Source organism: Roseibium sp., assembly GCF_039982295.1.
Classification (GTDB): domain Bacteria; phylum Pseudomonadota; class Alphaproteobacteria; order Rhizobiales; family Stappiaceae; genus Roseibium.
The window spans coordinates 16211-41354 of the sequence record NZ_JBDWYP010000064.1; the positions used below are offsets into that span (position 1 = coordinate 16211).

24 protein-coding genes are annotated in these 25144 nt (G+C 56.6%); 15 read left to right on the forward strand and 9 right to left on the reverse strand.

The window, feature by feature from the left end:
* Positions 1 to 45: 45 nt before the first annotated feature.
* The 10 genes from ABJZ52_RS12965 (at position 46) to denD (ending at position 12125) form a co-directional block, all read left to right on the forward strand.
* Positions 46 to 1632, forward strand: coding sequence for an ABC transporter substrate-binding protein (locus tag ABJZ52_RS12965; RefSeq protein WP_348190143.1), 1587 nt, complete (start codon positions 46 to 48; stop codon positions 1630 to 1632).
* A 60-nt stretch (positions 1633 to 1692) separates the two neighbouring features.
* Entirely contained in the window at positions 1693 to 2667 is a 975-nt protein-coding gene (locus tag ABJZ52_RS12970; protein WP_348190145.1) for an ABC transporter permease, read from the forward strand.
* 97 nt (positions 2668 to 2764) lie between these two features.
* Positions 2765 to 3667, forward strand: a complete 903-nt coding sequence (locus ABJZ52_RS12975) for an ABC transporter permease (protein WP_348190256.1) — start codon at positions 2765 to 2767, stop codon at positions 3665 to 3667.
* A gap of 10 nt (positions 3668 to 3677) precedes the next feature.
* Entirely contained in the window at positions 3678 to 5399 is a 1722-nt protein-coding gene (locus ABJZ52_RS12980; RefSeq protein WP_348190147.1) for an ABC transporter ATP-binding protein, read from the forward strand.
* A 353-nt stretch (positions 5400 to 5752) separates the two neighbouring features.
* Complete coding sequence (locus ABJZ52_RS12985) at positions 5753 to 7294, forward strand: HAD family hydrolase (RefSeq protein ID WP_348190149.1); 1542 nt, start codon at positions 5753 to 5755, stop codon at positions 7292 to 7294.
* 122 nt (positions 7295 to 7416) lie between these two features.
* Positions 7417 to 9216: an IlvD/Edd family dehydratase gene (locus tag ABJZ52_RS12990; RefSeq protein ID WP_348190151.1), complete on the forward strand. Its 1800-nt coding sequence runs from the start codon at positions 7417 to 7419 to the stop codon at positions 9214 to 9216.
* 129 nt (positions 9217 to 9345) lie between these two features.
* Complete coding sequence (locus ABJZ52_RS12995; protein WP_348190153.1) at positions 9346 to 9627, forward strand: SCP2 sterol-binding domain-containing protein; 282 nt, start codon at positions 9346 to 9348, stop codon at positions 9625 to 9627.
* Between the two features lie 159 nt (positions 9628 to 9786).
* The gene (locus tag ABJZ52_RS13000; protein WP_348190155.1) at positions 9787 to 10620 is read left to right on the forward strand and encodes an isocitrate lyase/phosphoenolpyruvate mutase family protein; all 834 of its coding nucleotides are present in this window, start codon (positions 9787 to 9789) and stop codon (positions 10618 to 10620) included.
* The gene (locus ABJZ52_RS13005; RefSeq protein WP_348190157.1) at positions 10617 to 11078 is read left to right on the forward strand and encodes a GNAT family N-acetyltransferase; all 462 of its coding nucleotides are present in this window, start codon (positions 10617 to 10619) and stop codon (positions 11076 to 11078) included. Before ABJZ52_RS13000 ends, ABJZ52_RS13005 begins: the two co-directional genes overlap by 4 nt.
* Positions 11079 to 11147: 69 nt before the next feature.
* Positions 11148 to 12125 (forward strand): D-erythronate dehydrogenase, encoded by a 978-nt coding sequence (gene denD / locus ABJZ52_RS13010; RefSeq protein WP_348190159.1) that lies wholly within the window; start codon positions 11148 to 11150, stop codon positions 12123 to 12125.
* A 9-nt stretch (positions 12126 to 12134) separates the two neighbouring features.
* Here denD and ABJZ52_RS13015 read toward each other — a convergent pair whose 3' ends face one another.
* Positions 12135 to 13334 carry a citrate synthase family protein gene (locus tag ABJZ52_RS13015; RefSeq protein WP_348190161.1) on the reverse strand — a complete coding sequence of 400 codons (1200 nt, stop codon included), beginning with the start codon at positions 13332 to 13334 and terminating at the stop codon, positions 12135 to 12137.
* Positions 13335 to 13412: 78 nt separating this feature from the next.
* On the opposite strand from ABJZ52_RS13015, the gene ABJZ52_RS13020 reads away from it, so the two are divergent.
* The 4 genes from ABJZ52_RS13020 (at position 13413) to ABJZ52_RS13035 (ending at position 15712) form a co-directional block, all read left to right on the forward strand.
* Positions 13413 to 14522, forward strand: coding sequence for a citrate synthase (locus ABJZ52_RS13020; RefSeq protein ID WP_348190163.1), 1110 nt, complete (start codon positions 13413 to 13415; stop codon positions 14520 to 14522).
* A gap of 141 nt (positions 14523 to 14663) precedes the next feature.
* Positions 14664 to 14942 (forward strand): hypothetical protein, encoded by a 279-nt coding sequence (locus ABJZ52_RS13025; RefSeq protein WP_348190165.1) that lies wholly within the window; start codon positions 14664 to 14666, stop codon positions 14940 to 14942.
* The gene (locus tag ABJZ52_RS13030; RefSeq protein WP_348190167.1) at positions 14935 to 15432 is read left to right on the forward strand and encodes a hypothetical protein; all 498 of its coding nucleotides are present in this window, start codon (positions 14935 to 14937) and stop codon (positions 15430 to 15432) included. The genes ABJZ52_RS13025 and ABJZ52_RS13030 overlap by 8 nt, the downstream gene beginning before the upstream one ends.
* A 67-nt stretch (positions 15433 to 15499) precedes the next feature.
* The gene (locus tag ABJZ52_RS13035; protein ID WP_348190169.1) at positions 15500 to 15712 is read left to right on the forward strand and encodes a hypothetical protein; all 213 of its coding nucleotides are present in this window, start codon (positions 15500 to 15502) and stop codon (positions 15710 to 15712) included.
* 206 nt (positions 15713 to 15918) lie between these two features.
* Here the strand turns inward: ABJZ52_RS13035 and ABJZ52_RS13040 are convergent, their stop codons facing one another.
* The 6 genes from ABJZ52_RS13040 to ABJZ52_RS13065 all read right to left on the reverse strand — a co-directional run bounded on the left by ABJZ52_RS13040 (position 15919) and on the right by ABJZ52_RS13065 (position 21424).
* Complete coding sequence (locus ABJZ52_RS13040; RefSeq protein ID WP_348190171.1) at positions 15919 to 16329, reverse strand: GNAT family N-acetyltransferase; 411 nt, start codon at positions 16327 to 16329, stop codon at positions 15919 to 15921.
* A gap of 116 nt (positions 16330 to 16445) precedes the next feature.
* On the reverse strand, positions 16446 to 18047 hold the full coding sequence (locus ABJZ52_RS13045; protein ID WP_348190173.1) for a TRAP transporter large permease: 1602 nt from the start codon (positions 18045 to 18047) through the stop codon (positions 16446 to 16448).
* A 5-nt stretch (positions 18048 to 18052) separates the two neighbouring features.
* On the reverse strand, positions 18053 to 18685 hold the full coding sequence (locus tag ABJZ52_RS13050) for a TRAP transporter small permease (RefSeq protein WP_348190175.1): 633 nt from the start codon (positions 18683 to 18685) through the stop codon (positions 18053 to 18055).
* A gap of 123 nt (positions 18686 to 18808) precedes the next feature.
* Entirely contained in the window at positions 18809 to 19816 is a 1008-nt protein-coding gene (locus ABJZ52_RS13055) for a DctP family TRAP transporter solute-binding subunit (protein WP_348190177.1), read from the reverse strand.
* 248 nt (positions 19817 to 20064) lie between these two features.
* Positions 20065 to 20988: an RNA polymerase sigma factor SigJ gene (gene sigJ, locus ABJZ52_RS13060; RefSeq protein ID WP_348190179.1), complete on the reverse strand. Its 924-nt coding sequence runs from the start codon at positions 20986 to 20988 to the stop codon at positions 20065 to 20067.
* A 1-nt stretch (position 20989) separates the two neighbouring features.
* Positions 20990 to 21424, reverse strand: a complete 435-nt coding sequence (locus tag ABJZ52_RS13065; RefSeq protein WP_348190181.1) for a carboxymuconolactone decarboxylase family protein — start codon at positions 21422 to 21424, stop codon at positions 20990 to 20992.
* A gap of 241 nt (positions 21425 to 21665) precedes the next feature.
* Between ABJZ52_RS13065 and ABJZ52_RS13070 the strand changes: the two genes are divergently transcribed.
* Positions 21666 to 21938, forward strand: a complete 273-nt coding sequence (locus ABJZ52_RS13070) for a hypothetical protein (protein WP_348190183.1) — start codon at positions 21666 to 21668, stop codon at positions 21936 to 21938.
* A 76-nt stretch (positions 21939 to 22014) separates the two neighbouring features.
* Here ABJZ52_RS13070 and ABJZ52_RS13075 read toward each other — a convergent pair whose 3' ends face one another.
* Both ABJZ52_RS13075 and ABJZ52_RS13080 read right to left on the reverse strand, forming a co-directional pair.
* Positions 22015 to 23343, reverse strand: a complete 1329-nt coding sequence (locus tag ABJZ52_RS13075; RefSeq protein ID WP_348190185.1) for a sigma-54 dependent transcriptional regulator — start codon at positions 23341 to 23343, stop codon at positions 22015 to 22017.
* 6 nt (positions 23344 to 23349) lie between these two features.
* The gene (locus ABJZ52_RS13080; protein WP_348190186.1) at positions 23350 to 25140 is read right to left on the reverse strand and encodes an ATP-binding protein; all 1791 of its coding nucleotides are present in this window, start codon (positions 25138 to 25140) and stop codon (positions 23350 to 23352) included.
* Positions 25141 to 25144 lie beyond the last annotated feature (4 nt).

Sequence of the window (25144 nt, forward strand, 5' to 3'; positions counted from 1 at the left end):
CTGCGAGGCTTGCAAATCCGGAAACCGGAACACCACGAGGGGAACATGAAAAAATTCAATCTGGGGCTCGCTTCGGCCATTTTGGCTGCCGGCCTTTCCACTTCCGCCGCACAGGCCGAAACGCTGAAATTCGCCTTCCAGGGCGCATTGAACCAGCTTGACCCGTATAGCTTGAACGAGACCTTCACCCTGTCGGCGCTCGGCAACGTATACGAGGGCCTGACCCGCCGTAACGAAAATCTGGAAATCGAGCCGTCCCTGGCCGAGAGCTGGGAAGTGGTCGAGCCGAACCGCTGGCGCTTCCATCTGCGCAAGGGCGTCAAGTTCCACAACGGCAACGATTTCACGGCTGAAGATGTCGCGTTCTCCGTCGAGCGCCTGCATGGCGAAGGCTCCGACCTTGCCAAGCGCGTTGGCGCCGAAGTGAAGGTCGAGATCGTCGACGATCACACGGTCGACTTCGTTCTGCCTGGCCCGAACCCGATCCTGCACTACGAGTGGGACACCTGGTACATCATGGACAAGGAATGGACCGAGGCGAACAACGCCGTGGCCATCACGTCCGCATCCGACACCACTCCTAACCACGCTGCCCTGAACGCCAATGGCACCGGCCCCTTCAAGCTGGTCAGCCACGAGCCGGGCGTGAAGACCGTCTACGAAAAGTATGACGGCTGGTGGGACGAAGCCAAGCACAACCTGGATGGCGTAGAATTCACCCCGATCAGCTCCGACGCAACCCGCGTCGCGGCCCTGCTGTCCGGCGAACTGGACATGGTCTACCCGATCCCGGTTCAGGACGTTAAGCGCGTCAACGACAATGCCGGCACCAAGGCAATGACCGGCCCGGAACTGCGCACCATCTTCCTCGGCATGGACCAGATGCGCGATGAGCTGCTCTATTCCGATGTGAAGGGCAAGAACCCGTTCAAGGACGTTCGTGTCCGCAAGGCGTTCTATCAGGCGATCGACATCGAGGGCATCAAGCGCAAGATCATGCGCGACCTGTCCACGCCGTCCGCAATCATGATTTCGCCGTTCCTCTTCTCCAAATCTGGTGATTTCGAGCGTCTTCCCTATGACCCGGATGCAGCCAAGGCGCTTCTTGCCGAAGCCGGTTATGGCGACGGTTTCTCTGTTGGCATGGACTGCCCGAATGATCGCTACGTCAACGACGAAGCCATCTGTCAGGCTGTTGCTTCCATGCTGGCCCGCATCGGCGTCAAGGTTGATCTGAACGCCCAGCCAAAGGCTAAATATTTCGCCAAGGTTCTGGCTTCCGCCGGTTATGACACCTCGTTCTACCTGCTCGGCTGGACCCCCGGTTCCTTCGACAGCTGGAACATTCTGGACAACCTGATCCAGTGCCGCGACGAAACTGGCAAGGGCGGTGCCTTCAACCTCGGCGGCTATTGCAGCGCCGAAGTCGACGCTCTCGCAGACAAGATCCTTGTCGAGAACGATCCGGACAAGCGTGATGCCCTGATCGCCGAAGCCTACACCCTGTCAAACAATGACGTAGCTCACATCCCGCTTCATCAGCAGGGTCTGGCATGGGGTGTTGCTGAAGGCGTGGAGCTCGCCCAGCGTGCTGACAACCAGTTCCACTTCCGGTTCGTCACCAAGAACTAAATCGATCACCATGCCCCCGGCGCAGGCTGGGGGCATGGCATATCCCTGGAAAGAGCCGCCATGTTTGGTTTTGCAATACGTCGCCTGCTGCAGGCGATGATTGTCATGTTGGTCGTCGCCCTGCTCGCATTCACGTTGTTTCGTTTTGTCGGCGATCCCGTCAACCAGATGGTCGGCATTGAGACATCCATCGAGGAACGTGAAGCCCTGCGCGAGCGACTTGGGCTTAATGACCCGATCCCCGTCCAGTTTTTCCGGTTCGTGACCGACGCTGCGCGGTTCGACTTCGGAACCTCCTACCAGTTCCGGCAGCCTGTCTCGGATCTGTTCGCCAAGCGAATCCCGGCGACGCTTGAGCTCAGTTTCATGTCCGCCCTCTTCGCCTTGGTTGTCGGCATTCCGATGGGTATTTACGCGGGCCTGAACCGCGAATCCGCCCTTTCGAAACTGTTCCTGTCGGTTTCACTGGTCGGCATTTCCCTACCGACATTCTTCATCGGCATTCTGCTGATTTTCCTGTTTTCGGTGACCTTGCAGTGGCTGCCCAGCTTCGGCCGTGGTGAAGTGGTCGAGGTTGGTTCCTGGTGGACCACCGGCTTCCTCACGATCTCTGGCCTGAAAGCGCTGGTTCTGCCATCGATCACCCTTGGCCTCTACCAGATGACGCTGATCATGCGCCTGATCCGCGCAGAGATGCTGGAGGTCATTCGGACCGACTACATCAAGTTCGCAAGAGCCCGTGGCCTGCCTGACCGGATCGTGCACTTCCGCCATGCGCTCAAGAACACCATGGTCCCGGTCATTACCATCACGGGCCTGCAACTCGGCTCGATCATCGCCTTTGCGACCATCACGGAAACGGTTTTCCAATGGCCCGGCATGGGGCTGATGTTCCTGCAGGCGGTACAGAACGTCGACATCCCGATCATGGCAGCCTACCTGCTTTTGACCGCTTTCCTTTTCGTCGCGATCAACTTCATCGTCGACATCCTGTATTTCGTGATCGACCCGCGTCTGCGGATCGGACGGGCCTGAGCGGAGAAACATCATGCCTTTATTCGGCAACGAAGACGTCAAGGCCGCGGTCGCAGACAGAACTCCGGATGGCTCTACAGAGCCTCGGCGCAGCAGCATGTCTGCATTCCTGGACAGTGACATCTTTCACTCTTTCCTGCGGTCGAAGGTAACGGTCGCAGCTGCGCTCGGAACTGCGATCCTGTTCCTGCTGGCGCTTCTGGCTCCCTGGATTTCACCTCACGATCCCTTTGATCTGGCCTCTCTATCGATCATGGACGCCCGTGTGCCGCCGGTATGGATGGAATATGCGGATCCTCGTTTCATTCTGGGAACAGATGACCAAGGTCGCGACCTGCTGTCCGGCATCTTTTACGGCATGCGGATCTCGCTAATCGTGGGCTTTTGCTCGGTGATCGCAGCGGCAGTTCTCGGTATCAGCCTTGGTCTGGTTGCAGGCTATATGGGTGGACGCGTGGATGCCGTTATCATGCGCATCGCCGACATCCAGCTGACCTTTCCGGCGATCCTGATCGCTCTTCTCGTGGACGGGGCCGCGCGCGGTATCTTCGGCGGCATCGACCGCGAAGTCTTCTCTTTCTGGATTTTGATCTTTTCCCTCGCTCTCTCCTTCTGGGTTCAATACGCCCGCACAGTGCGAGGTTCGACAATGGTGGAAAAGAACAAGGAATATGTTCAGGCCGCACGCGTGATCGGCATTCCGTCTGTGATCATCATGGTCCGACATATCCTGCCGAACGTTACCGGGCCGGTACTCGTCATCGCAACGATCAACCTGGCCCTGGCGATCGTGACTGAAGCAACGCTGTCGTTCCTCGGTGTCGGCATGCCGCCCACCCAGCCTTCGCTGGGCACACTGATCTCCATCGGCAACGACTTCCTTTACTCCGGAGAGTGGTGGATCGCGATCTTCCCCGGGGTCGCCCTGGCGATGCTGGTTCTCAACGTCAACCTTCTGGGCGATTGGCTGCGCGACGCCCTGAACCCGAAACTGCGATAGGGAGGTCAGCATGAGCGTTCTCGATATTCATGACCTCAAGGTCGAGTTCCCGGGCCGGAAGTCGACATTTGTCGCCGTGGAAGGCGTCACGTTGAAGCTTGAAGCGGGCAAGGTCCTTGGCGTCGTCGGGGAATCCGGCGCCGGCAAGTCAACCGTTGGCAATGCGGTGATCGGGCTTTTGCAGGAGCCAGGCCGGATTGCCGAGGGTGAAATCTTTTTGCACGGCCAGCGCATCGACAATCTCCCCGACAAGGAGAAGCGCCTGATGCGCGGCCGTCGGATCGGGATGATTTTCCAGGATCCGCTCACCTCGCTTGATCCGCTTCAAACGGTCGAATCCCAGCTGGTCGAGACGATCCGCACCCATATGCCCTTCAACGCGGATGAGGCGCGAAAGCGGGCGATTGAACTGATTGATGCGGTCGGCATCCCCGACCCCGCCGAACGGATCAAACAGTATCCACACCAGTTTTCAGGCGGCATGCGCCAACGCGTCGTGATTGCGCTCGCGCTGTGTGCGGAGCCCGAGCTGGTGATCGCCGACGAGCCGACAACCGCACTCGATGTTTCGATCCAGGCGCAAATCCTCGAGCTGATGAAGAAGCTCTGCGAGGAGCGGAATGTCGCCATGCTTGTGATCACGCACGACATGGGCGTGATTGCCGACATCACCGACCATGTTGCCGTGATGTATCAAGGCAAGCTGGTGGAATACGGCGAGACAACACAAGTGTTGGGTGCCCCGAACCATCCCTATACCCAGAGTCTGATTTCAGCCGTGCCGCGGCCTGACGTTCGCATCAACCGCTTTCCGGTCGTGAACTACATAGAAAAGGCAGGAGTTCCGACCAAACACATCGACATTTCGACACATTGGCTGGGACAGTCCCGCAATTATGAGAAGGCGAGCGGTGCGCTTCTGTCGATCAAAGACCTTGAGATGCGGTTTGAAACCCACGGGTCAATCATCCCCTCCAGGCGTCGTTATTTCCATGCCGTCAAGAAGGTGAGTTTCGACATTCACGAAGGCGAGACCTTTGGCCTCGTAGGCGAATCCGGATCCGGAAAATCGACCATCGCACGACTTGTTACCGGGCTTTATCACCCGAGCGGCGGATCCATTCTCTTTGCGGGGCAGGAGCTTACGTCTCTGAAAGACCGCAAGCAGGTGCTTGCCATGCGGCGCCAGATGCAGATGATCTTCCAGGATCCGTTCTCGTCGCTGAACGCGCGCATGCGTGTCCGTGACATCATCGCCGAGCCGATCAAGTTCCACAAATTGGCGTCGTCCAATTCAGAGGTCCATCAAATCGTGGCCGACCTTCTTGATCATGTGGGTCTCGGCGCGGCCGCTGGCCAGAAGTTCCCGCATGAGTTTTCGGGCGGACAACGGCAGAGGATCTCGATTGCCAGGGCTTTGGCGACACGTCCCCGGTTCCTGATCTGCGACGAACCGACCTCGGCTCTGGACGTGTCGATCCAGGCCCAGATCCTGAACCTCTTGAAGGATCTGCAGGAAGAGCTTGGTTTGACCATGCTCTTTATCAGTCACGACCTGGCCGTCATACGCCAGATGTGCAAGCGAATCGGTGTCATGCGCCACGGAGAACTTTGTGAGGTGTCGGATTGCGACGCGTTGTTTGATGCGCCCCAGCATGACTACACGCGCCAACTGCTCGGTCTGATGCCGTCCCTTGACCTGCTGTCGCGGGACAAGTTGCAAACGGTCTAGCTTTTTTGAAGCGATCGGCGCCTGCATTAAAAAAGGAGGGGGCAAGCCCCCTCCTGTCTGAAACGCTCAAAAAACAACACAGAATATAATGTTCTGATCCCTAAATATCGCGGATCAACTCAAATTCCGTAGGGTAATACTAGCAATTCTTGCCATGGTTTAAAACCCATAATTGCACCAATTTTATTCAAATCCTTTTTTTGATCGCCAAAATCGAGTCCATCGTGCCTCATTCTTGACAGATCCAGCCTGTTGATCGGCGTGCGGGACGGACGACAACAATGCCGTTCTCCCGTAAAGTGAGCAGCTCGAGTCTGCTTCCGGACTCCGATTTCCCATTTCAGGCCTCTTTGATGACCGCGATACGTTTCAACGTACTCTCTCGACTGCTGTCTGGCGCATGCGCCCTGCTTTTTGCCGCTTCCCTTCTCCTGACTGTCCTCTCGACAATCCGCGGGTCAATCATGCCGGGTGCAACGATAGAGCTGATCACGCTGATCGTGGCCTTCGCCAGTGGAGCCGGTCTTCTGGCTTGGCAAATGGCGGGCGACTTGCGCCGCAAACTGGACGTGGCGAGCATGGCTACCGCGATCCTTAGCCTCGCAGGCTCCGGAACGTTCTACCTGACCGGCACCGAGCCGGAGCAGATCATCAGCCCCCTCTTCGGCACCGTCTGTCTTGCAAGTGGACGCGCGCTTGCAAACGCAGCACGCCAAGGGTTCCTCGATGCCGCGGACCAGTTTGAAGCACCGGCGCTGCGGCAAGCCTATGGCGCGATTGTCCTTGCCCTCGTCAGCCTGATTGGCTGGTGGGCGGTCTCCGACCCTATGGACGGTTTGATAGCCGGAACAGCAGCCCTTGCGCTTGCGTGGCCATATGCGCCGGAGCTCACGAGGGCCCTGATCCTGCAAATTGGAGCTCGAAAAGCACAAGACATCGGTGTGGAGTTAAACGGGGCCGATGCACTCAGTGTCTTAGCCTCCAGCACTGCCATCGCCTTTGACAATCCAACTTTGCTTGCGGACGATCAGTTGGTCGTCACCGATGTTCATGCCTTCGACAAGGGGTCAGAGCGCCTGCTGGCCGTCGCAGCCACCACAGAACGCTATGCAAGACATCCGATCGGTGCTGCCATCTGCTCCATTTCAGAGGATTGGTCCCTGCCCCGGAACGCACCCGACGAGTGGGAAGAAGTTCCGGGTCTCGGGGCCGTGGCCCTGATTAACGGAAGATCTGTTGCAGTTGGAAACACGGCTCTCATGGCCCAGCTGAAAGTCGACTGTTTCATGGCCAATTCGCTCTGCAAACCGCTTCAGGCCGCCGGAAAGGCCTGCGTGATCGTCTCGGTCGGCGAGCGGGCCGTCGGTATTCTTGGTCTTCAGGGCACATCACATCCGCAAGCACATGAGCTTATCGGCCGACTCAAGACAATCGGCATCGAAAGCCTCCTTCTCACAGGAGCAAACCTTCAAACGGCGGAAGCGGTCGGTGCAAGTCTTGGCATTGACAACGTGACCGGCGACATCAGGCAAAGAGACCGTTTCGCGGTCGCGCAATCGAAGTTGTCCGAGGCAAGGGGGCTCTATGTCGGGATCGGGGCAAGCGACCGGCGCGGTGTTTTTGCCCTGTCCTCGGAAACAAGAGACGAAGCCGATCTGCTGGCCACCCTGCCCGAGGGGCAACTCGAACCTCTCGGCGATCTGTTGACCATGGTCTCGAGACTGGCTGAACAAACACGCCTGGCGCAGGGCTTCAATCTTGGACTGGGCGTAATTTCAGGCCTCCTGGGTGCCGCCGCACTTGTTCCCACGACAGCGGTACCGGTGGTATTTGCCGTCGGGCTTTTGGGAACCTGGCTCATCGCGGACAGACTCGCGAACCGGCTGAAGTTCTGAAGCAACTGTATTTCGACAATCGAACCACTTTGGTGAAATCGCGACTTTACAGACGTTGGGGTCGGTGGTGTTAATCGGTTCAAATTCAACTGCGCCGCAAAAATCCTGAGGGGGAGAAACTCATGTCCAGCAAGAAGACACCCAAGTTGCGATCAACTGCCTGGTTCGACAATCCGGACAACCCGGGCATGACGGCGCTTTACATCGAACGCTATCTCAACTTCGGCCTGACCCGGGAAGAACTTCAATCCGGCAAACCGATTATCGGGATCGCGCAGACTGGCTCAGACCTTTCGCCCTGCAATCGCCATCACCTCGAGCTTGCCAAGCGCGTGCGCGAAGGCATCCGCGAGGCCGGCGGCATCTGTTTTGAATTTCCGGTGCACCCGATCCAGGAAACCGGCAAACGTCCCGGCGCCGCGCTGGACAGGAACCTCGCATACCTCGGTCTTGTTGAGCTGCTCTACGGCTACCCGATTGACGGCGTCGTACTGACGATTGGTTGCGACAAGACCACCCCCGCCTGTTTGATGGCGGCGTCAACCGTAAACATTCCGGCCATCGCCCTTTCAGTTGGCCCAATGCTCAACGGTTGGCACAAGGGTGAACGGACAGGATCAGGCACCATCGTGTGGAAAGCGCGCGAGATGCTGGCTGCAGGCGAGATCGACTACACCGGCTTCATGGATCTTGTGTCCTCGTCCGCGCCATCTGTCGGCTATTGCAACACCATGGGCACGGCCACAACGATGAATTCCCTGGCCGAGGCGCTCGGCATGCAGTTGCCAGGATCTGCCGCGATTCCAGCTCCTTACCGTGAACGTGGCCAAATATCCTACGAAACCGGCCGGCGCATCGTCGACATGGTGCATCAGGATATCAAGCCTTCCGACATCATGACCCGAGAGGCGTTTGAAAACGCGATCGTGGTGAATTCAGCAATCGGCGGCTCGACCAATGCCCCGATCCATCTCAACGCAATCGCCAGCCACCTTGGTGTGCCGCTCGACAATGACGATTGGCAGGATCTGGGCCACGAAATTCCCCTCATGGCCAACCTTCAGCCGGCTGGCGAATACCTTGGCGAGGACTATCATCACGCTGGCGGTGTTCCCGCGGTCGTTGGCGAATTGATGAAACACGGCAAGCTGCCCCATCCGGGCGCCATGACGGTCAACGGAAAAAGCATTGGCGATAACTGCGGCAATGCCGAGATCGAGATGGCAGAGGTCATCCTGCCGTTTGACGAGCCATTGAAGGAAAGCGCCGGCTTCATCAACCTGAAAGGCAATCTCTTCAACAGCGCAATCATGAAGACCAGCGTGATCTCCGAGGAATTCCGCGATCGCTACCTTTTGAACCCGGATGATCTGAACGCCTTTGAAGGACGCGCGGTCGTGTTCGAAGGCCCTGAAGATTATCATGACAACATAGACAACCCCGAGCTCAACATCGACGAGCATTGCATGTTGTTCATCCGCGGCACGGGCCCGATCGGCTATCCGGGCGGAGCTGAAGTCGTCAACATGCAGCCGCCGGCAGCCCTGATCAAACGCGGCATTCATTCGCTGCCTTGCATCGGTGATGGCCGCCAATCCGGGACCTCCGGCTCTCCCTCGATCCTCAATGCATCGCCAGAGGCTGCGGCGATGGGCGGCCTCGCCCTGATCCAGACAGGCGACCGGGTGCGGATCGATCTTGGCAAGGGCACGGCCAACATCCTGATCTCAGACGGGGAACTGGCTGAGCGGCGCGCGACCCTCGAAGCCGAAGGCGGGTTTGCCTACGCGGAGCACCAAACGCCATGGCAGGAAATTCAGCGTGGCATGGTGGATCAGTTCGACAAGGGCATGGTGTTGAAACCCGCCGTCAAATATCAGGACGTTGCGCACACGAAGGGCCTTCCACGCGACAATCACTAAGCGCCCTTCGGTCAGGACATGAATAAAGCCAGACAACAGCGCGCTTCTGACTTGACGATTACGTAAAGGTCATGCTTCATCTCTCCCGAACCGGCGCTGCTGGCGCCGTAGTGTTTACGGAGGAATGACATGAGCCTGGAACAATTGACCGAGACAGTACGCGGCAAGGTCGCAGGCGGCGGCATCGACGAGAGCGTGAAGTTTGACCTGGGCGAAACCGGCAAGATCTTCGTTCAAGGCGCGAACGTCAGTAACGAAGATGCCGATGCCGACTGCACCATCACGATGTCACCAGAGGATCTTTCAGAGATGCTGGCAGGTGACCTCAACCCGACGGCGGCCTTCATGGGCGGCAAACTCAAGGTCGATGGTGACATGAGCGTCGCCATGAAGCTCGGCAGCATCGTCTAAAAGATTTCGGCCAAACGGTCGGGTTTCAAGAAAAGCGCTGATCCCTGAGGGATCGGCGCTTTTTTCGTTCGACCCTCCGTTGTTCTGCCAATTTTGACATGACCAACCATCGGCGTTCTACTCTCGCGTTGAATGGAACTGGCACTCAGGAGACTTCCGATGCAGACCTTACAGGATCGGCGGACCCGTTTCATGGCTCTCCATCAAGACGCCTGCGCCTTTCTCATGCCAAACCCTTTCGACAAGGGGACGGCCCAAATCCTTGAAGGACTCCGCTTTGACGCGCTTGCCACGACCAGCGCCGGATATGCATTCTCACGGGGCCTGAAAGACGCTGAAGGATTGATTACCCGGGATATGGCGCTGTCCCATGCGGCTGAAATCGTTGCCGCAACGACCCTTCCGGTCAACGGTGATCTGGAAAACGGGTTTGGCGACACTCCGGACGACGTGGCCGAGACGGTGCGCGGCGCGATCGAAGCCGGTCTCAGCGGCTGCTCGATCGAGGATTTTTCAACGGATCCTGTTGCACCTTTTTACTCTCTGGAGCTTGCAGTGGAGCGCATCCGCGCGGCTGTAGACGTCAAGCAGCAACTTGCGCCGGATTTCGTTTTGACCGCCCGGAGCGAAGCGCCGATTGCGGATCCCGAACACCTGGAAATGACGATCAAACGCCTGAATGCGTTTGCAGAGGCGGGCGCAGACTGTCTCTATGCCCCTGAATTGGTGAAGCACGACGACATCGAAGAGGTGCTCGGAAAGATCGCCAAACCACTTAACATTCTGGCAGGAAGGCAGCATTTCAACCTGACGCGCAAGGAATTGGCCGACATGGGGGTTGCGCGGCTCTCGATCGGCTCGGGCCTTGCGCGGATCGCCTATGGCGCATTCACCGCTGCTGCCGAAGACATGAAGGACAGCGGCACCTTTGGCTGCTTTGACCGGGCCGTGGGGCTAACAGACTTTGATCCCTTCCTGAAGGGACAAGGATGACCCATACAGGCGTCCTGCACATGCAACGCGCGGACGCCAGTGATGCACCAGCGCTCACCGACCTGGCGAACCGCGCCTACCGGGACTGGATTGATGTCATTGGTTCCAAGCCCCAGCCGATGGGCGCGGACTATGATGATCTCATCAACAAGGACGAGGTCTGGCTAACCGGCCCACGGGACAGACTGAAAGGATCTCTCGTGCTGAGGCAGGAGGCCGACCATCTCTTGCTCTGGAGCATCGCCGTCGCACCGGGCACACAGGGCACAGGCCTTGGCAATAGATTGCTTGATTTCACCCTTGAGAGGGCCAGGAACCTTTCATTTTCAGAGGTTCGCCTCTTCACCAACGTTAAGATGCAAAGCAACCGGGACTGGTATGCCCGGAAGGGCTTCTGCGAAACCGAGCGCAAGATGATCGGCACAAAACACGTGGTCCTGATGACGCGATCAGTTTGATCCGCACTTGGCCCAACCATCCTCCTGAGCTTACTGTCGATCAATGACAATGACGGGAGGACACATCGGATGACTGGCATTCTTGTAATCGGAGCGGCCGGAATGGTCGGGCGAAAGCTGGTGAATGAGCTGATTGCGCGCCAGAGATTGCGCGGCGCAGAACTCAGCAAACTCAAACTCGTCGATATCACCGAGCCTGAGGTTCCATTGGGCGCGCCCTGTCCGGTGACAGCCATTGCCTGCGATTTTTCCACCGAGGGCACGGCCGAAAAACTCATCTCCGATCGGCCGGATGTCATATTCCATCTGGCGGCGATCGTGTCCGGCGAAGCAGAATCAGACTACGACAAGGGCTATCGGATCAATCTGGACGGTTCGCGGCAGCTGTTCGAGGCGATCCGGAAAGCAGGTGACAGCTACTGCCCCCGGGTGGTCTACACCTCCTCGATTGCCGTCTTCGGCGCACCATTTCCCGACACTATTCCCGATGATTTTCACCTCACGCCGCTGACATCCTACGGCACGCAAAAGGCAATGGGAGAGATGCTTCTGGCCGATCTGACACGGCGGGGCATGATGGATGGCATCGGCATTCGCTTGCCAACAATCGTAGTGCGTCCGGGCAAGGCCAACCTTGCGGCGTCCAGCTTCTTTTCCGGGATCATTCGCGAACCACTCAATGGTCAGGAAGCGATCCTCCCCGTCGAGGACGACGTTCTGCACTGGATGGCCAGTCCACGCTCCGCGGTGGGTTTCCTGATCCACGCGGCAGAGCTGGACGGAGAGGCCATTGGACCGCGGCGCAATCTCACCATGCCGGGCGTCGCGGCAACGGTTGCTGAAGAAATCGAGGCTTTGCGCAAGGTCGGTGGCGAAGCCCGTGTGAAGCTGATCCGCCGGGAGCCGAACGAGGTCATTCAACGCATCGTGAGCGGCTGGCCGCGCCGGTTCGATGCAACTCGCGCTGCCGGACTCGGCTTCAAGGCAGAAAGCTCCTTCGAGGCAATCGTCAGAACATATGTCGAAGATGAAAAGATCCGCGTGTAGCCTTCGAAATCACGATGAGTTTGCAGTTTGAAACACGTCTTTCCGAGGGCGCTCACCAACGTAGGTCGCCCTCGGTCTGATTTGCTCCGGGGTTGCATATTGTTCAAGAGCATGGGCGATCCAGCCGACAATTCTGCCTGCGCAAAAGAGGATTTTGCCGGCGTCTTCAGGCAGGTCCAGCGTGCGCTGAGCCGCCGCCAGAACAAAGTCGATATTGGGCCTCACACCGAAGAGATCATCCGCTGTCTGAACGATCTCCGGCAAGAGTCTGGCGAAGGGATGCGCGCCCGCTGACTCTGCGAGGATCCGTAAAAGGCAATCAGCCCTCGGATCCTTCCCGGTATAGACGCCGTGGCCAAAGCCAGGCAATTCCTCGCCTCTGGCCAACCGTCCGCCGAGAACAGTTTCAATGTCTCGCTCTTCGGAAATTTCGGTCAACCAGGCTCTTGCACGATCCGAAGCAGCGCCATGACGGGGACCGGAAAACGCTCCGATGCCCGATAACAGCGCTGCGTGCAACGGTGCGCGGGTCGAGGCAGCGCACCGTACGGCAAAAGCGCTGGTGTTGAGTTCATGGTCCGCAAGCAGGACGAGAGCGGCGCGCAAAACCTCTCGGCCTGCGTTCGAAATGTGCCAAGCGTCAGCGAATTGTACGTGGACCGGCTCTGTTTGCGGTTCCGTTTGCAGCAGAACCGCCACGCCATAACGCAGAAGCTGAGCACCTTTCTTGCGCAACAGCTGCGGTGACAGCGTATAGGCGGCACGATCTGAAGCAGGCCAGACGGCATAGGCCGCCATCAATCGGTCGACCGGGCCGAGTGCTCCGGGAACCTCGGGAAGTTTGATCTCAGGCGCGGCCAGGAATGGGTCATCGCTGCAATCCCAGAGCAGGGTCGCGATCGCTTCCAGGGTTGATGCTTGGGCCAAGTCCGTTGCCAGAAGACCTCGATAGAGAGGACCTTCCTCGGTGATCATCGTCAGCCGCGTTTCAAGTACCGAGTGCCCAGACAAACCCGGTGTGCCGGGCCCTTCATCGGTCTCCTTGCGGGTCTTGAGCCGTCGAACATCGGCAGCATCATAACGCTTCTGTTTGCCGGGTCCTGGAACGGACTGGATCAACCCGCGGCTGACATAGGCATAGAGAGTTGCCGGGCGAACACCCAACTCTGCGGCAGCCTCCTGAGCGGAGAGATAGATTGGCGTCGACATATATTGATTGTATTTATCAATATTGACGATATCAAGAGTAGTCGGGTTATGTCGTTGCCAAATCAAGGAGCATTACCCATGACCACAGCCCTGAAGCACACCGAGCTGACACCGGCCAACGCCCCCGGACTGGAAGGCATCATCGTTGCGAACACAATTCTCAGCGATGTCGACGGGACCAAAGGCGAACTCCTCCTGAGGGGGAAATCCATCGAGGCGCTCGCCGGTCATCTTTCCTTCGAGGGCGCCATCGCTCATCTTTGGCAAGATCTCGTTTCCCTGCCATCGGATGATCTGCCGCGCGCGTTCGGCGCGGCAAGGGTTCGGGCTTTTGCTGGCGTCGCGGCCATGCAAGCGGCACCAGCTGGCCTGACAGTCTTTGAACGCATGCGCGTGGGGCTAAGTGCACTCTCACTTCCTGAAACACAAATCCCTGATGTCGTTGCAATATCGGGTGCCATGCCCGTTCTTCTGGCAGCCGCGCAGCGTATCAAGGAGGGTCTACCCCCGATCGCCCCCGATTCCAGCCTTCTCACCGCTGAAGATCTTCTACGCATGCTTATGGGTGCAACCGCATCGGTCCATGCTATCGAGGCCGTTGACCGCTACCTGGTCACGATCCTCGACCACGGCCTCAACGCATCGACTTTCACTGCCAGGGTTATCGCGTCGACCCAGGCCGACATGCGCGATGCCGTGATAGGCGCGATGGGAGCTTTGAAGGGGCCTCTTCACGGCGGGGCACCCGGTCCGGTGCTCGACATGCTTGATGCCGTGGGCCAGCCTGAAAATGCCGCCAGCTGGGTTGATCAAGAGCTGTCCTCCGGCAAGCGACTTATGGGCTTTGGCCACCGGGTCTATCGCACCCGTGATCCCCGGGCTGATGTGTTGAAAGCCGGGCTGCGGAAACTGCCTCAGGACAATCCGAAGCTCGTTCTGGCAGAAGCGGTCGAAATCGCCGCCCTCGCCGCACTGGCAAAAGCCAAGCCGGATCGTGCGCTGGACACAAATGTGGAATTCTACACTGCCGTGCTTCTGGATGCGGTCGGGATCGACCGGTCCCTGTTTACCCCGCTCTTCGCAGTTGGCCGGACACCGGGGTGGTGCGCTCATATTCTGGAACAACAGGCGACCGGAAAATTGATCCGTCCGGCCTCACGCTATGTCGGGCCGAAGCCTAGTTCGTGATGCGGCTAAGACCTCCATTTTGAATACCGTCAGAGTCTATATATGTCATGATGTTATGCGATCTTGACCAACTACATTTTATATGATTGTATCAATTCTATAAACATCTTTTGATTGAAATCATTTTATGGAAGTCAGCTTATGAAATTTAAAATCGAGGATATCGTTGTTATGCCTTACGATATCGACATGGGAGATGTTGAATCAGCAACTCCCGTACGAACTTACTCTGTAAAGCGTCATTCGAATGGTGATCTAAAAGACTACGATGAGGATGATTTACGACATGTACCAATGCAAAAAGAGAGATTTCAAAAGAAGTCTTTTTATTGGGTAATAGAAACTCGCTGGACAGGTAAAACTCACGTATTGGTGAACCAAGCATATAGGAACTGCGGTAGGCGAATAAAAGATGCCTAATCCTTTCAATCCATTTTTCTCAATCTCCGACAAGACATCAGGATTTGGAAATAAAGCAGTGATTTTTTCCGCTATAGCTTTGATTTCTTCTAAGTTTAGCCTAGAGCTTGCAAAAATACCGTTCCTCAATATTGATATTCCTGATAATTTTTCACTACCTACCTCAGGTATATTCTTTCTTTTGAGCTCATACTTCCTATTTCTATTTCTCATAAACTACTTTGAAGAAGTAGCTTCTTTTGAGAACAATGAATACATAAAAATAATTGACGAAATGAAAGAGAGCGACGAATACTCAAATTTAGATTCGAATTCCAAGGAAGTTATACGATCAATATATAGAAAAATTCACATCAATGCATCAAAATGGAAGTTTATTGGCTATGTTCAAACCTCAATAAACTTTCTATTGCCTATAGTCGTTTGTTTCTACACTTTACGGGCCGATTGGAATAATATAATTAACACTTTTTTAGCGATCTTGAATTGATGATAAAGCCAAATCAGTTTATTTTTCTCTAGTGAGTGCCATCTGTCTTTTAAGAGAGGGTGTTAGGATGAAATCACTCGCACAATTCACATTTGTAACAGATTCGGGTCACGAGGTTGCAGCTCATCGCTGGAAAAACCCCGATGGTTCTGTTGGCGGATGGGTCGCTGAAACCGCGACGATCGGAAAAGATTCGATAGTCGAGATAGACGCGATCGTTTTCCCAGATGCAATTGTTAAACCCGGCGACATCATCAAAAGTGGCCAACAAGTATTGTAGAAATTGTATTTAATTGTGAGTCTAGCATGCGCTGAGAGTTTTTTCGCGCAATTTGTTGAATATAATAAATTCAATATTAACCAGAAATAAGATTCTCAAGACCAAGGACTGCATTTCCCGCTTCAATATAGCTTCTGGATCAGAAGTCGGTGTGCTTGGGCGATAATAGAGATTGCTGATCTGGCTGGCTGGCTGGCTGGCGAGTATTACTCCCCATTCTTGAAGGCCATGCCGATGGTCGCCGGCGCCGTTTCCCGAAAGCCGAATTTCTCGTAAAGCCTGTTTGCCGGCACGTCGGCAAGCAGGTTCACATAGGCTGTGTCGGGAATGTTTGAGGTGATGAAGTCGCTAAGTGCCTGAACGATCAGGCGACCATAGCCTTTGCCGTGATATTCCGGTCGAACAACGATATCGACGATCTGCACAGAAAGGGCGCCATCTCCGACGATGCGTCCCATCCCGATGTCTTCGCCGCCCAGCTCAAGCACGACACAGTGGAGAGAGTTCGGGAGGCCCAACCTTGCGGCTTCCAGGGAATAGCTGCTCAGGCCGCCGGCCGCACGCAGGTCCAGATATGTCTGCGGATCAGGCAGGCGCTCAACAATCTCAGGGGCCAAGAACTTTTCCTCCTTGTCACGGTCCGGGCCGAAGATTTGACGAAAACAAGCGCGACTTCAATGAAAAAGGCCAGAGCAATGCTCCGGCCTTTTTGTAGATGCTTTGGCAACGCCACCTATTGAATGACGATCTCCGGACCCATCAGACTATATGGCAGCCAGGTCGACAGGATCGGCACATAAGTGACGAGAACTAGGAACAAGAGCAGCACCAGAACGAATGGTGCGGCAGCCTTGACCACTTGCAACAGGCTCATGCCAGTGATGCCCGATGTCACGAACAGGTTCAGGCCGATCGGAGGTGTGATCATGCCGATTTCCATATTCACCACCATGATGATGCCCAGATGGATCGGGTCGACGCCCAGCTCCATGCCGATCGGGAACACAACCGGTGCAACGATCAGAAGCAAGCCGGACGGCTCCATGAACTGACCGCCGATCAAAAGCAGGATGTTGACCGCAATCAGGAACGTGAACCAGTTGAAGCCGGCTTCGACCATCCAGTCAGTGATCACCTGAGGGATCTGTTCCGCCGTCAGCGTATGCGCGAACAAAAGCGCATTGACGATGATGAACATCAGCATGATCGTCGTCTTGGCCGAATCCGAGAAGACCTTCTTCGTGTCCGCATGGAACAACGCAGGGAAGAACTTCAGGACGATGACGCCAAGATTTCTGCCCCAGGCCGTTGCGCCTCTGGCATAGGTTTCCGGCAGCTGTGCGGGTGAAAGACCAGCACGCAGAACGGGATAGGCTACCATCACGGCTGCGATGACAATCCAGAACCACATCGTCCAGAAGGTCGCCGTCACCTCGAAGGCAACCAGCAGACCGGAGACCGCAAAGGCTGCAACGATTGAGTAAAGGTAGCTCTTGAAACCGGTCAGTCCCAGCGCGCCATCTCTTTCCTCGATCCAGGCGATGCCCGTCAGCGGGCCCATGTCACGATAGACGAAGAGTGCGATCAGGCAGGCGTAGACCGCAGCGACAGCCGCCGCTTCCGTCGGTGTGAAGATACCGCCGTAGATACCGCCAAGAATGATCACCATCAGGAACAGGCCAACGGCTGCTTCTGCCAGCGCGCCCCAGATTTCCTTGAAACCGGGCCATGGCTGGGCCGGCAGGTTCTTGACGCGTGCCATGATGTAGATCGCGGTCATCAGCATCAGGCCGGCCAAAATGCCCGGAATGACACCTGCCAGGAACATGCGGCCGACGGAGACGTTGGTTGCCGCAGCATAGACGACCATGACAATGGATGGCGGAATCAGGATGCCAAGCGTACCGGCGTTGGCAATGACGCCTGCCGCAAAGTCCTTGGTGTAGCCGGCCTGACGCATGCCGGCGATGGCGATGGTGCCGATGGCGACCACGGTAGCCGGAGAAGAGCCGGACAGCGCAGCAAACATCATGCATGCAAAGACCGCCGCAATGGCAAGACCACCACGGATCGAACCGACCGTCGCAATGGAAAAGCGAATGATCCGCCGCGCCACGCCGCCGGTCGACATGAAGCTCGACGCCAGAATGAAGAAGGGGATCGCAAGCAGCGTGAAGTTCTGCGAGGCGTTAAACAGCTGGACCGCCACCGAACTCATCGAGTCATGGCTGAACAGTGCTATGTAAAGGACTGCGGACAGTCCCAGCGAGACGGCAATCGGCACGCCCAAAAACAGGAAGCCGAAGACGAAGATGAAAAGAAAGGCTGTTTCCATGGGTCTCAGTCCTTCAACGCATCTTTGTTCTCAGCCACAAGCTCTTCGGCTTCATGGGCTGCAATCATGGAATCTTTCTGACCGGTCGCGATCATCCATAAAGCCTGGGCTGCACGGAAGCCGAGAAGGACCAGACCGATCGGCAAGATCACATAAGGCATCCAGCGCGGGACGCGCTCGCGCACTTCAAAGGTTTCCTGAACCCAAAGAGGCCACTTGAGATCCTCCATGCCGATTGGCAGCTTGTAGAACTTCGCAACGTAGGCATAGGCACCGCCCGTCGAGCCCTTGTTTTCAAGGCCGAACAGAGTTCCAAACCAGCTGGCGTCGAACAGAAGTGCCGCATAGAGAACCGTCAATCCGGCGCCAAGCAGAGCGGCGATGCGGAACAGGGGTTTCGGCAGGAGGCGAATGACCGCGTCGACGCCCAGATGGGCCCCGATCTTGATTCCGTAGCTCATGCCAAAGAGGATCAACCACGCAAAGAGAACGCGCGTGAATTCCAGCGCGCCGCCCCAGCCGGAATTAAATCCGTAGCGCGCCACAACCTGGCTGAATGTTACGAGTGTCATCAGCGCCAGAATGGCCGCGATGAAATTTTCTTCTGCGGCGTCGATGAACCGCCCGAGACGGGACATGAGTGCCTCCCCCTACCCTGCAGCCTGACGGCTCCATGGACATCAATTTGTTGAATTAGGTATCCGTTTGCAACGAAGGGCCCGGAGATCCGGGCCCTTCGGCATAAGGTCGATCCTTAAGGCTTAGCTTGCCTTGTTGGACGCAACAGCTGCGTCGATCACGTCCTGACCGATGTCGTCGCGGAACTGGTCCCAAACCGGCTTCATGGTTTCGACCCATTCGTTGCGCTGTTCAGGTGTCAGGTTGCGAACAACACCACCGGCATCCATGATCTGCTTCTTGTTGTCTTCGTTGATCGAAGCAGCGCGCTCGTTGTACTCGTCGCTGACCTCGGTGAAGATTTTCAGGAACTGGTCACGTACAGCTGGCTCCAGGCTGTCGAGCCATTCTTGCGACGTCACAGCAAGATAGGTGAGGAGCTGGTGGTTGGTTTCGGTCGTGCCGTCCTGCACTTCGAAGAACTTCTTGGTGTAGATGTTCGACCAGGTGTTTTCCTGACCATCGACAACACCGGTTTGAAGCGCGCCATAGACTTCCTTGAACGCCAGCTTCTGGGCGTTTGCACCCATCGCTTCGATCATGGCAACAGCCACGTCAGATGTCTGAACGCGGAACTTGAGGCCTGCAGCGTCGGCCGGAACGTTGAGCGGCTTGTTTGCAGAGAACTGCTTCAGGCCGTTGAAGACGTAACCCAGGCCAACGAAGCCGTATTCGGACATCGCGCCAAGAAGCTCCTGACCCTTGTCACCCTTGGTGAAAGTGGTCACTGCGTCCATGTTCGAGAACAGGAACGGCAGATCGAAAATACGATACTTGAGCGTATAGGATTCAAACTTCGACAGGGACGGAGCAGCCAGCTGCACATCTCCCAGAAGCAGAGCTTCCATCACCTTGTTGTCGTCGAACAGCTGTGACGACGGGAAAACCTGCATGCAGGCAGTGCCGTCCATCTCGTTGTTGATGCGGTCTGCGAGTGCAGAAGCCATTTCACCCTTGGGGTGGCCCTGAGCGGACACAACATGGCTGAACTTGATGACGATTTCGCCATCGGCGCACTCATCGGCAGCCTGCGCAACGCCTGTGAACGCAAAAGAGGCTGCTGCGGCGGCAGCCAGAACGAACTTTTTCATGAAATGTCCTCCCAGACATTTTACTGACACTCCGGACACGGACGCATCCGGCAGCGCGGTTTTCACGCTGGCGCATTGTTAGCAACGCCCATGCCAATCAGGCAAAAAGCCCACATTCCGCCGGAAATTCGCCATCCTTTTTCAGCGCCGCACCGTTCCTGCGTCAAATTTGGGTCGAAATCGACACGCAAAGAAAGTATTAATGTGTCGAAATCGACACATAGTGGCTTCACGTGACTCTTCTCCAATCAAAGTCGGTTGATGCTCAAGCCACCGTTGGAAATTTCATGGTGCGCGCGCAGCCGCAGGGTTTGCAGCTTTTCCGGGTTGCGGGTGATGAAGATCTGGCGCGCCATGCCATCGTTTGCAAAATCTGCGCTCAGAACCGCAACTATCTCGCCGTTTTCAGAGGCAATCAAACCCTGCCGCCCGTTGATCTCAGCTCTTTCGAGCTCATATCCGGGCCACGTCTTACACAGCACATGAAGCAGAAACTTCTCGATTGTCTCCCGGCCAAAGAGAACGCGCAATGCAGCCCGAACCTTACCGCCGCCGTCAGTGTGCAACTCGATGTCCTCGGACAAGAGCGTGCTGAGAGACGCCATTGACCCCGTCGACACCGCCTCCTGGAAGGCTGCCAACAAGGCTTCCTGACGCTCCTGACTCGGCACATAGCGCGTGGTGTCCTTGCCCACGGTGCGTCGGGCACGCGACACCAGCTGCCGACAAGCCGTTTCTGACAGGTCCAGGGTCGCCGAAACTTCGGCATAGGAATGCCCGAAGACCTCCCGCAGGAGATAAGATGCGCGTTCTTTCGGACTAAGCCGCTCCAGCAAGAGAAGAAAAGCTGTCGTCAGGGACGCTGCCAACTCATGGCTTTCTTCCGGTCCGGCAACGGTTTCGGTCTGAAGCGGTTCCGGCAACCAGGGGCCAACATAGTCCACCCGCTTGCGGCCAGCAGATTTCAAGATATCAAGGCATCTGTTGGTGCAGGCCGTGGTCAGCCAGGCGTCGGGATTTCGAATGTCCGACACCTCAACGCTCTGCCACTTCAAAAAAGTATCCTGAACAGTATCTTCCGCATCCGCCCAGGAGCCGAGCAAGCGATAGGCCAGCCCCAACAATCGGGGCCTGGCCATTTCAAATTGATCGAGTTTGATGCGATCATTCATGTCAGTAGTTCGATATCCGAATACGGTTCCAAAGGTTTATCATGGCAACCGCCGATGTCAGCAGACTGATCTGCTCTTCCTCAAAACAAGCACGAAGTGCCGCACGCAAGGGCCCAAAGTCCCGGTCAGGGTCCACAACAGTCAAAGCTTCTGCCCATGCAAGAGCCGCCTTTTCCCCCGCGTTGAAATCATCCACGTGACGCCAGACGATCAGACGCTCCAGACGTTCAGAACTCTCTCCGGCGTTCCGGGCTTCCCTGATGTGCATCTTGACGCAAAAAGCGCATTGATTGATCTGCGAAACGCGTAAATCCACCAAATGCTGAAGTTTCGGATCAAGCCCGTTTTGTGCAAACGATGCCGAGACATTTCCCAGAGCCTGAAGCACCTGCGGGATCTGCTTGTGATGGTCTATGTGAGCTGTTTCGATTGTCATTTGTGTCACCTCGTCAATGGATCGAAATTGGTTCGATATCTGGTCGACGAGACAGCTGCCGCTGCTGTGACATGCGGTCAATTTTCAGCCGCGCTTAAATCTACCATTAATTGTATAAATTCAATTTGCATATTTATAGTCTAAATCACCTCCCCAACTCCTTAACCTCAGATTGCATTTTTTATTTCAACAATTTTGAGGCACGCACTCCTGCCCTGCTTCAAATCGGGAGAATTTGGAAATGACTGAAATGCCTAAAGATCTTGTCAGCAAGCTCGAAGTAGACGGACTGACCAGCAAGGTTGGAAAAGTCACAGCAATTTGCGACTTTGCCGACGGCTCACCCTCGACACTTTTCTTTCGCGAGAGCAACGATCCGAACTACTACGCGTGGTTTCCCATGACCGCCGAGATGCATGCAACCGTCATTTCAAAACTAAATGATCAGGATCATTTGGCCGGCATCTATGTGGACGCACAAAACAAACTCAATAGGCTGATTTTTTACAGCTAGGATCACTATTTCCGAACAGGCCTCTGTTTTTTGAGAGGCCTGTTTCGGGTTCAAGACGCTGAGCCATAACTGGCATTCATTGGGCGTCCTTGCGCTCAAGGCCGTATTTCTTCATCTTCTCGTATAGCGCTTTTCGAGACAGACCCAGGTTCTCGTAAGTCGCCTTGATCGATCCGTCGTTGCGCTTCAGTTCCGCTGCTATCAAGGTCTTTTCATAAGCGGCGACCTGATCAAACAGGTTTGATGCAGCTTCTGTCTCCGCCTCTGCTGAGCTTTCCAAACCCAATACAAAACGGTCCGCCACATTGCGCAGCTCGCGCACATTTCCCGGCCAGTCACGCGCCATCAGCTTGGCCAGATAACCCTCGGAAATATCGGGGATTTCCCGCCGATAGCGCGCCCTCGCTTCCACCGCAAGGTGCTGGAATAGCAAGGGAATGTCCTCCAACCGCTCTCTCAGAGGAGGAATTGCGATTGACACGACGTTGAGACGATAGAACAGATCCAGGCGGAACCGGCCTTGCTTGCCAGCTTCCTCCAGATCCTCCTTGGTAGCCGCGATAAAACGAACATCAAGCTCGATCGACTTGTTGGAGCCCAGGCGTTCAATGGTTCTGGTTTCGATCACTCGTAGCAGCTTGACCTGCAACTCGAGCGGCATGGATTCGATCTCATCAAGAAATACCGTGCCGCCGTGGGCGTGCTCCAGCTTGCCGATACGCTGCCCGCTGGCGCCGGTAAAGGCACCTTTTTCATGGCCGAAGAGTTCAGACTCAATGATCTCAGCAGGAAGCGCACCGCAGTTGAGCGCGACAAAAGGCCTGTTGTGGCGCGGCCCCTCATCGTGAAGAGCCCGGGCAACCACTTCCTTGCCCGCGCCCGTTTCACCGACAATCAGAATATCAGCATCGGTCGCAGCGAGCGCCAGAACATCCCGACGGAGCTTGTCCATGGCCGCTGCGCGCCCGACGAGACGGCTCTCCAGGCCATCGCGGTCAGCAAGCTCCTCGCGCAATTTGCGGTTCTCAAGCACAAGCCGGCGCTTTTCAATGCCCCGCTCGGCCACTGAAGCGAGGCTCGAAACAGAAAAGGGCTTCTCCATGAAGTCGTAGGCGCCCGCGCGCATGGCCTCCACGGCCAATGGTACATCGCCATGACCGGTGATCAGGACGACCGGCAAGGCCGGATCGATCTCAAACGCCTTGCGCATGACGGCAAAGCCATCGGTTCCGCGCATCCTGATGTCGGTCACCAGGATGCCGTAGAAGCCGCGAGTGACCAGCTCCAGCGCTGCTTCGGGATCACCCGTGGCAACAACCTTGTGGCCGGAAAGTTCCAGACCTTGCGACAGTGATGCCCGCAGGTCTTCCTCGTCATCCACCAGCAGAACGCAGGCCTGATCCATCGTCGTTTATTCCGCCGCCAGGGTTTGCGCATCCTGCATTGGAATACGCATGACAAACCGGGCTCCGCCTGCCTCATCGTTTTCGGCAGCAAGAGTTCCGGAGAAATCGTGAACGATCTTGTAGGCGATCGAGAGCCCAAGGCCCAGCCCCAAGCCGACATCCTTCGTCGTGAAAAACGGGTCGAAAATCTGCGGCAGAACCTCAGCATCGATACCGCCGCCATTGTCAGAGACGGTAATGACGGCATGCGAGCCGGTCCGTTCCAGAGTGAGTTCAATGCGCGGCTCGGAGGCCGACCTGACGGCATCGAGCGCGTTGGAAACGAGGTTCATCACCACTTGCTCAAGACGGATCTTGCCACCTCGTACGATGATATCGTCTTGCGGCAAGGAAGTCTTGAGCTCGACACCGTTCTGCTTGATCTGCGGCATCAAAAGCAGAAGCGCCTCGTCGATCACCTGGCGCAGGGAAACCGGCTTGATATCGGTTCCGGCACGACGCGAGAAACCCTTCAAGGTTCTGGCGATTTCGGCCATCCGGTCGACCATTCCGCCGATGCGTCCGAGATTGGCGGCCGCCTTGCCAGGGGTGCCGCGCGCGATCAGCATCTCGGCAATCTCTGCGTCTGACTTTATCGCTGCCAAGGGTTGATTGTATTCATGGCTCAGTGCTGCCGACATCTTGCCAAGGGTCGCAAGCTTGGCAGCCTGGACCAGCTCCGCCTGCGCTTGGCGAAGATCCGACTCGGCCTGTTGCCGATCACGAACCTCTTGCTCAAGCTGTGCATTCGCTCTCCGCAACTCTGTGGTCCGGCTTCGCACCCGTCGTTCAAGGCGCAAGGACGCTGCCTGGTTTCGCCGAGATCGGCGCACCTGCTCCTCGCGCCGATTCAACATCGCCCACAAAACGCCTCCAACGATGACGCACAGAAGAAGCGCGATCACCATGGCCCGCGCAGACTGCCGCCGCGCCTCGGTCGTATCTGCAAAGATCACGACGTTCCATCCGAGCACGGTAAGCGGCTTGCCCAACTCAAGCCGGCTGCTGCGAGGGCGCCGGTTCGCCAACTGGACAAAGTTCGATGGACTGCCGTCCTCGATCACCAATCTCAGATCTGCATCCGTTTCAACCTCGGAAACACTCAGGCCGCGCCAGCTTGCGACATTGCTCACGAGGATCTGCCCGTCGCTATCGATCGCGATGATCGGATCCTTGCTGAGCGCCCAGGCCTGTTCCACGACCGCAAGGCTCACCATGACCGCAAGCACCCCGACCGTTTGACCTTCGAGGCGCACCGGAGATGCGAAGACGTAGCTTGCCGGACGAGAAGCGGATCCTTCTATGAACTCGCGTCCGAGCTGGCCCTGCATGGCCTGGTCAAATGCATCAGGAATTGCCCGGCGGCCTCCTGCGGCGATGGATTTGCTCGATGCGTTGCTTGAAGCAATCGGAGATCCATCCGCGGACAAGAACCAGACTTCCTCTGCGCCCGCCATGCCGGCGGATATGGCGGCCATACGGCGGCCCGCGCTCCCGTCCTGGCCAGAAACGATCCCGGACGCATCCGGACTTCGGGCCAACAGAGGCGACATCAGGCGAAATTTGTCGAGCAGACCTTCAAGAACGGCGGCTTGAACTTTCAGGCTTGCTTCCGAGCGGGTTTTCACGTCGCTGACGAAAAAACCAAGGCTGATCACTCCGGTGACCCAGATTACGGCAACACTCACAATGAGCATTGCAGAAATGCTGAGGAACTTGGCCTTGCGTGCCTGCCTGCGTCGGGTCACCGTCTTCATGGTG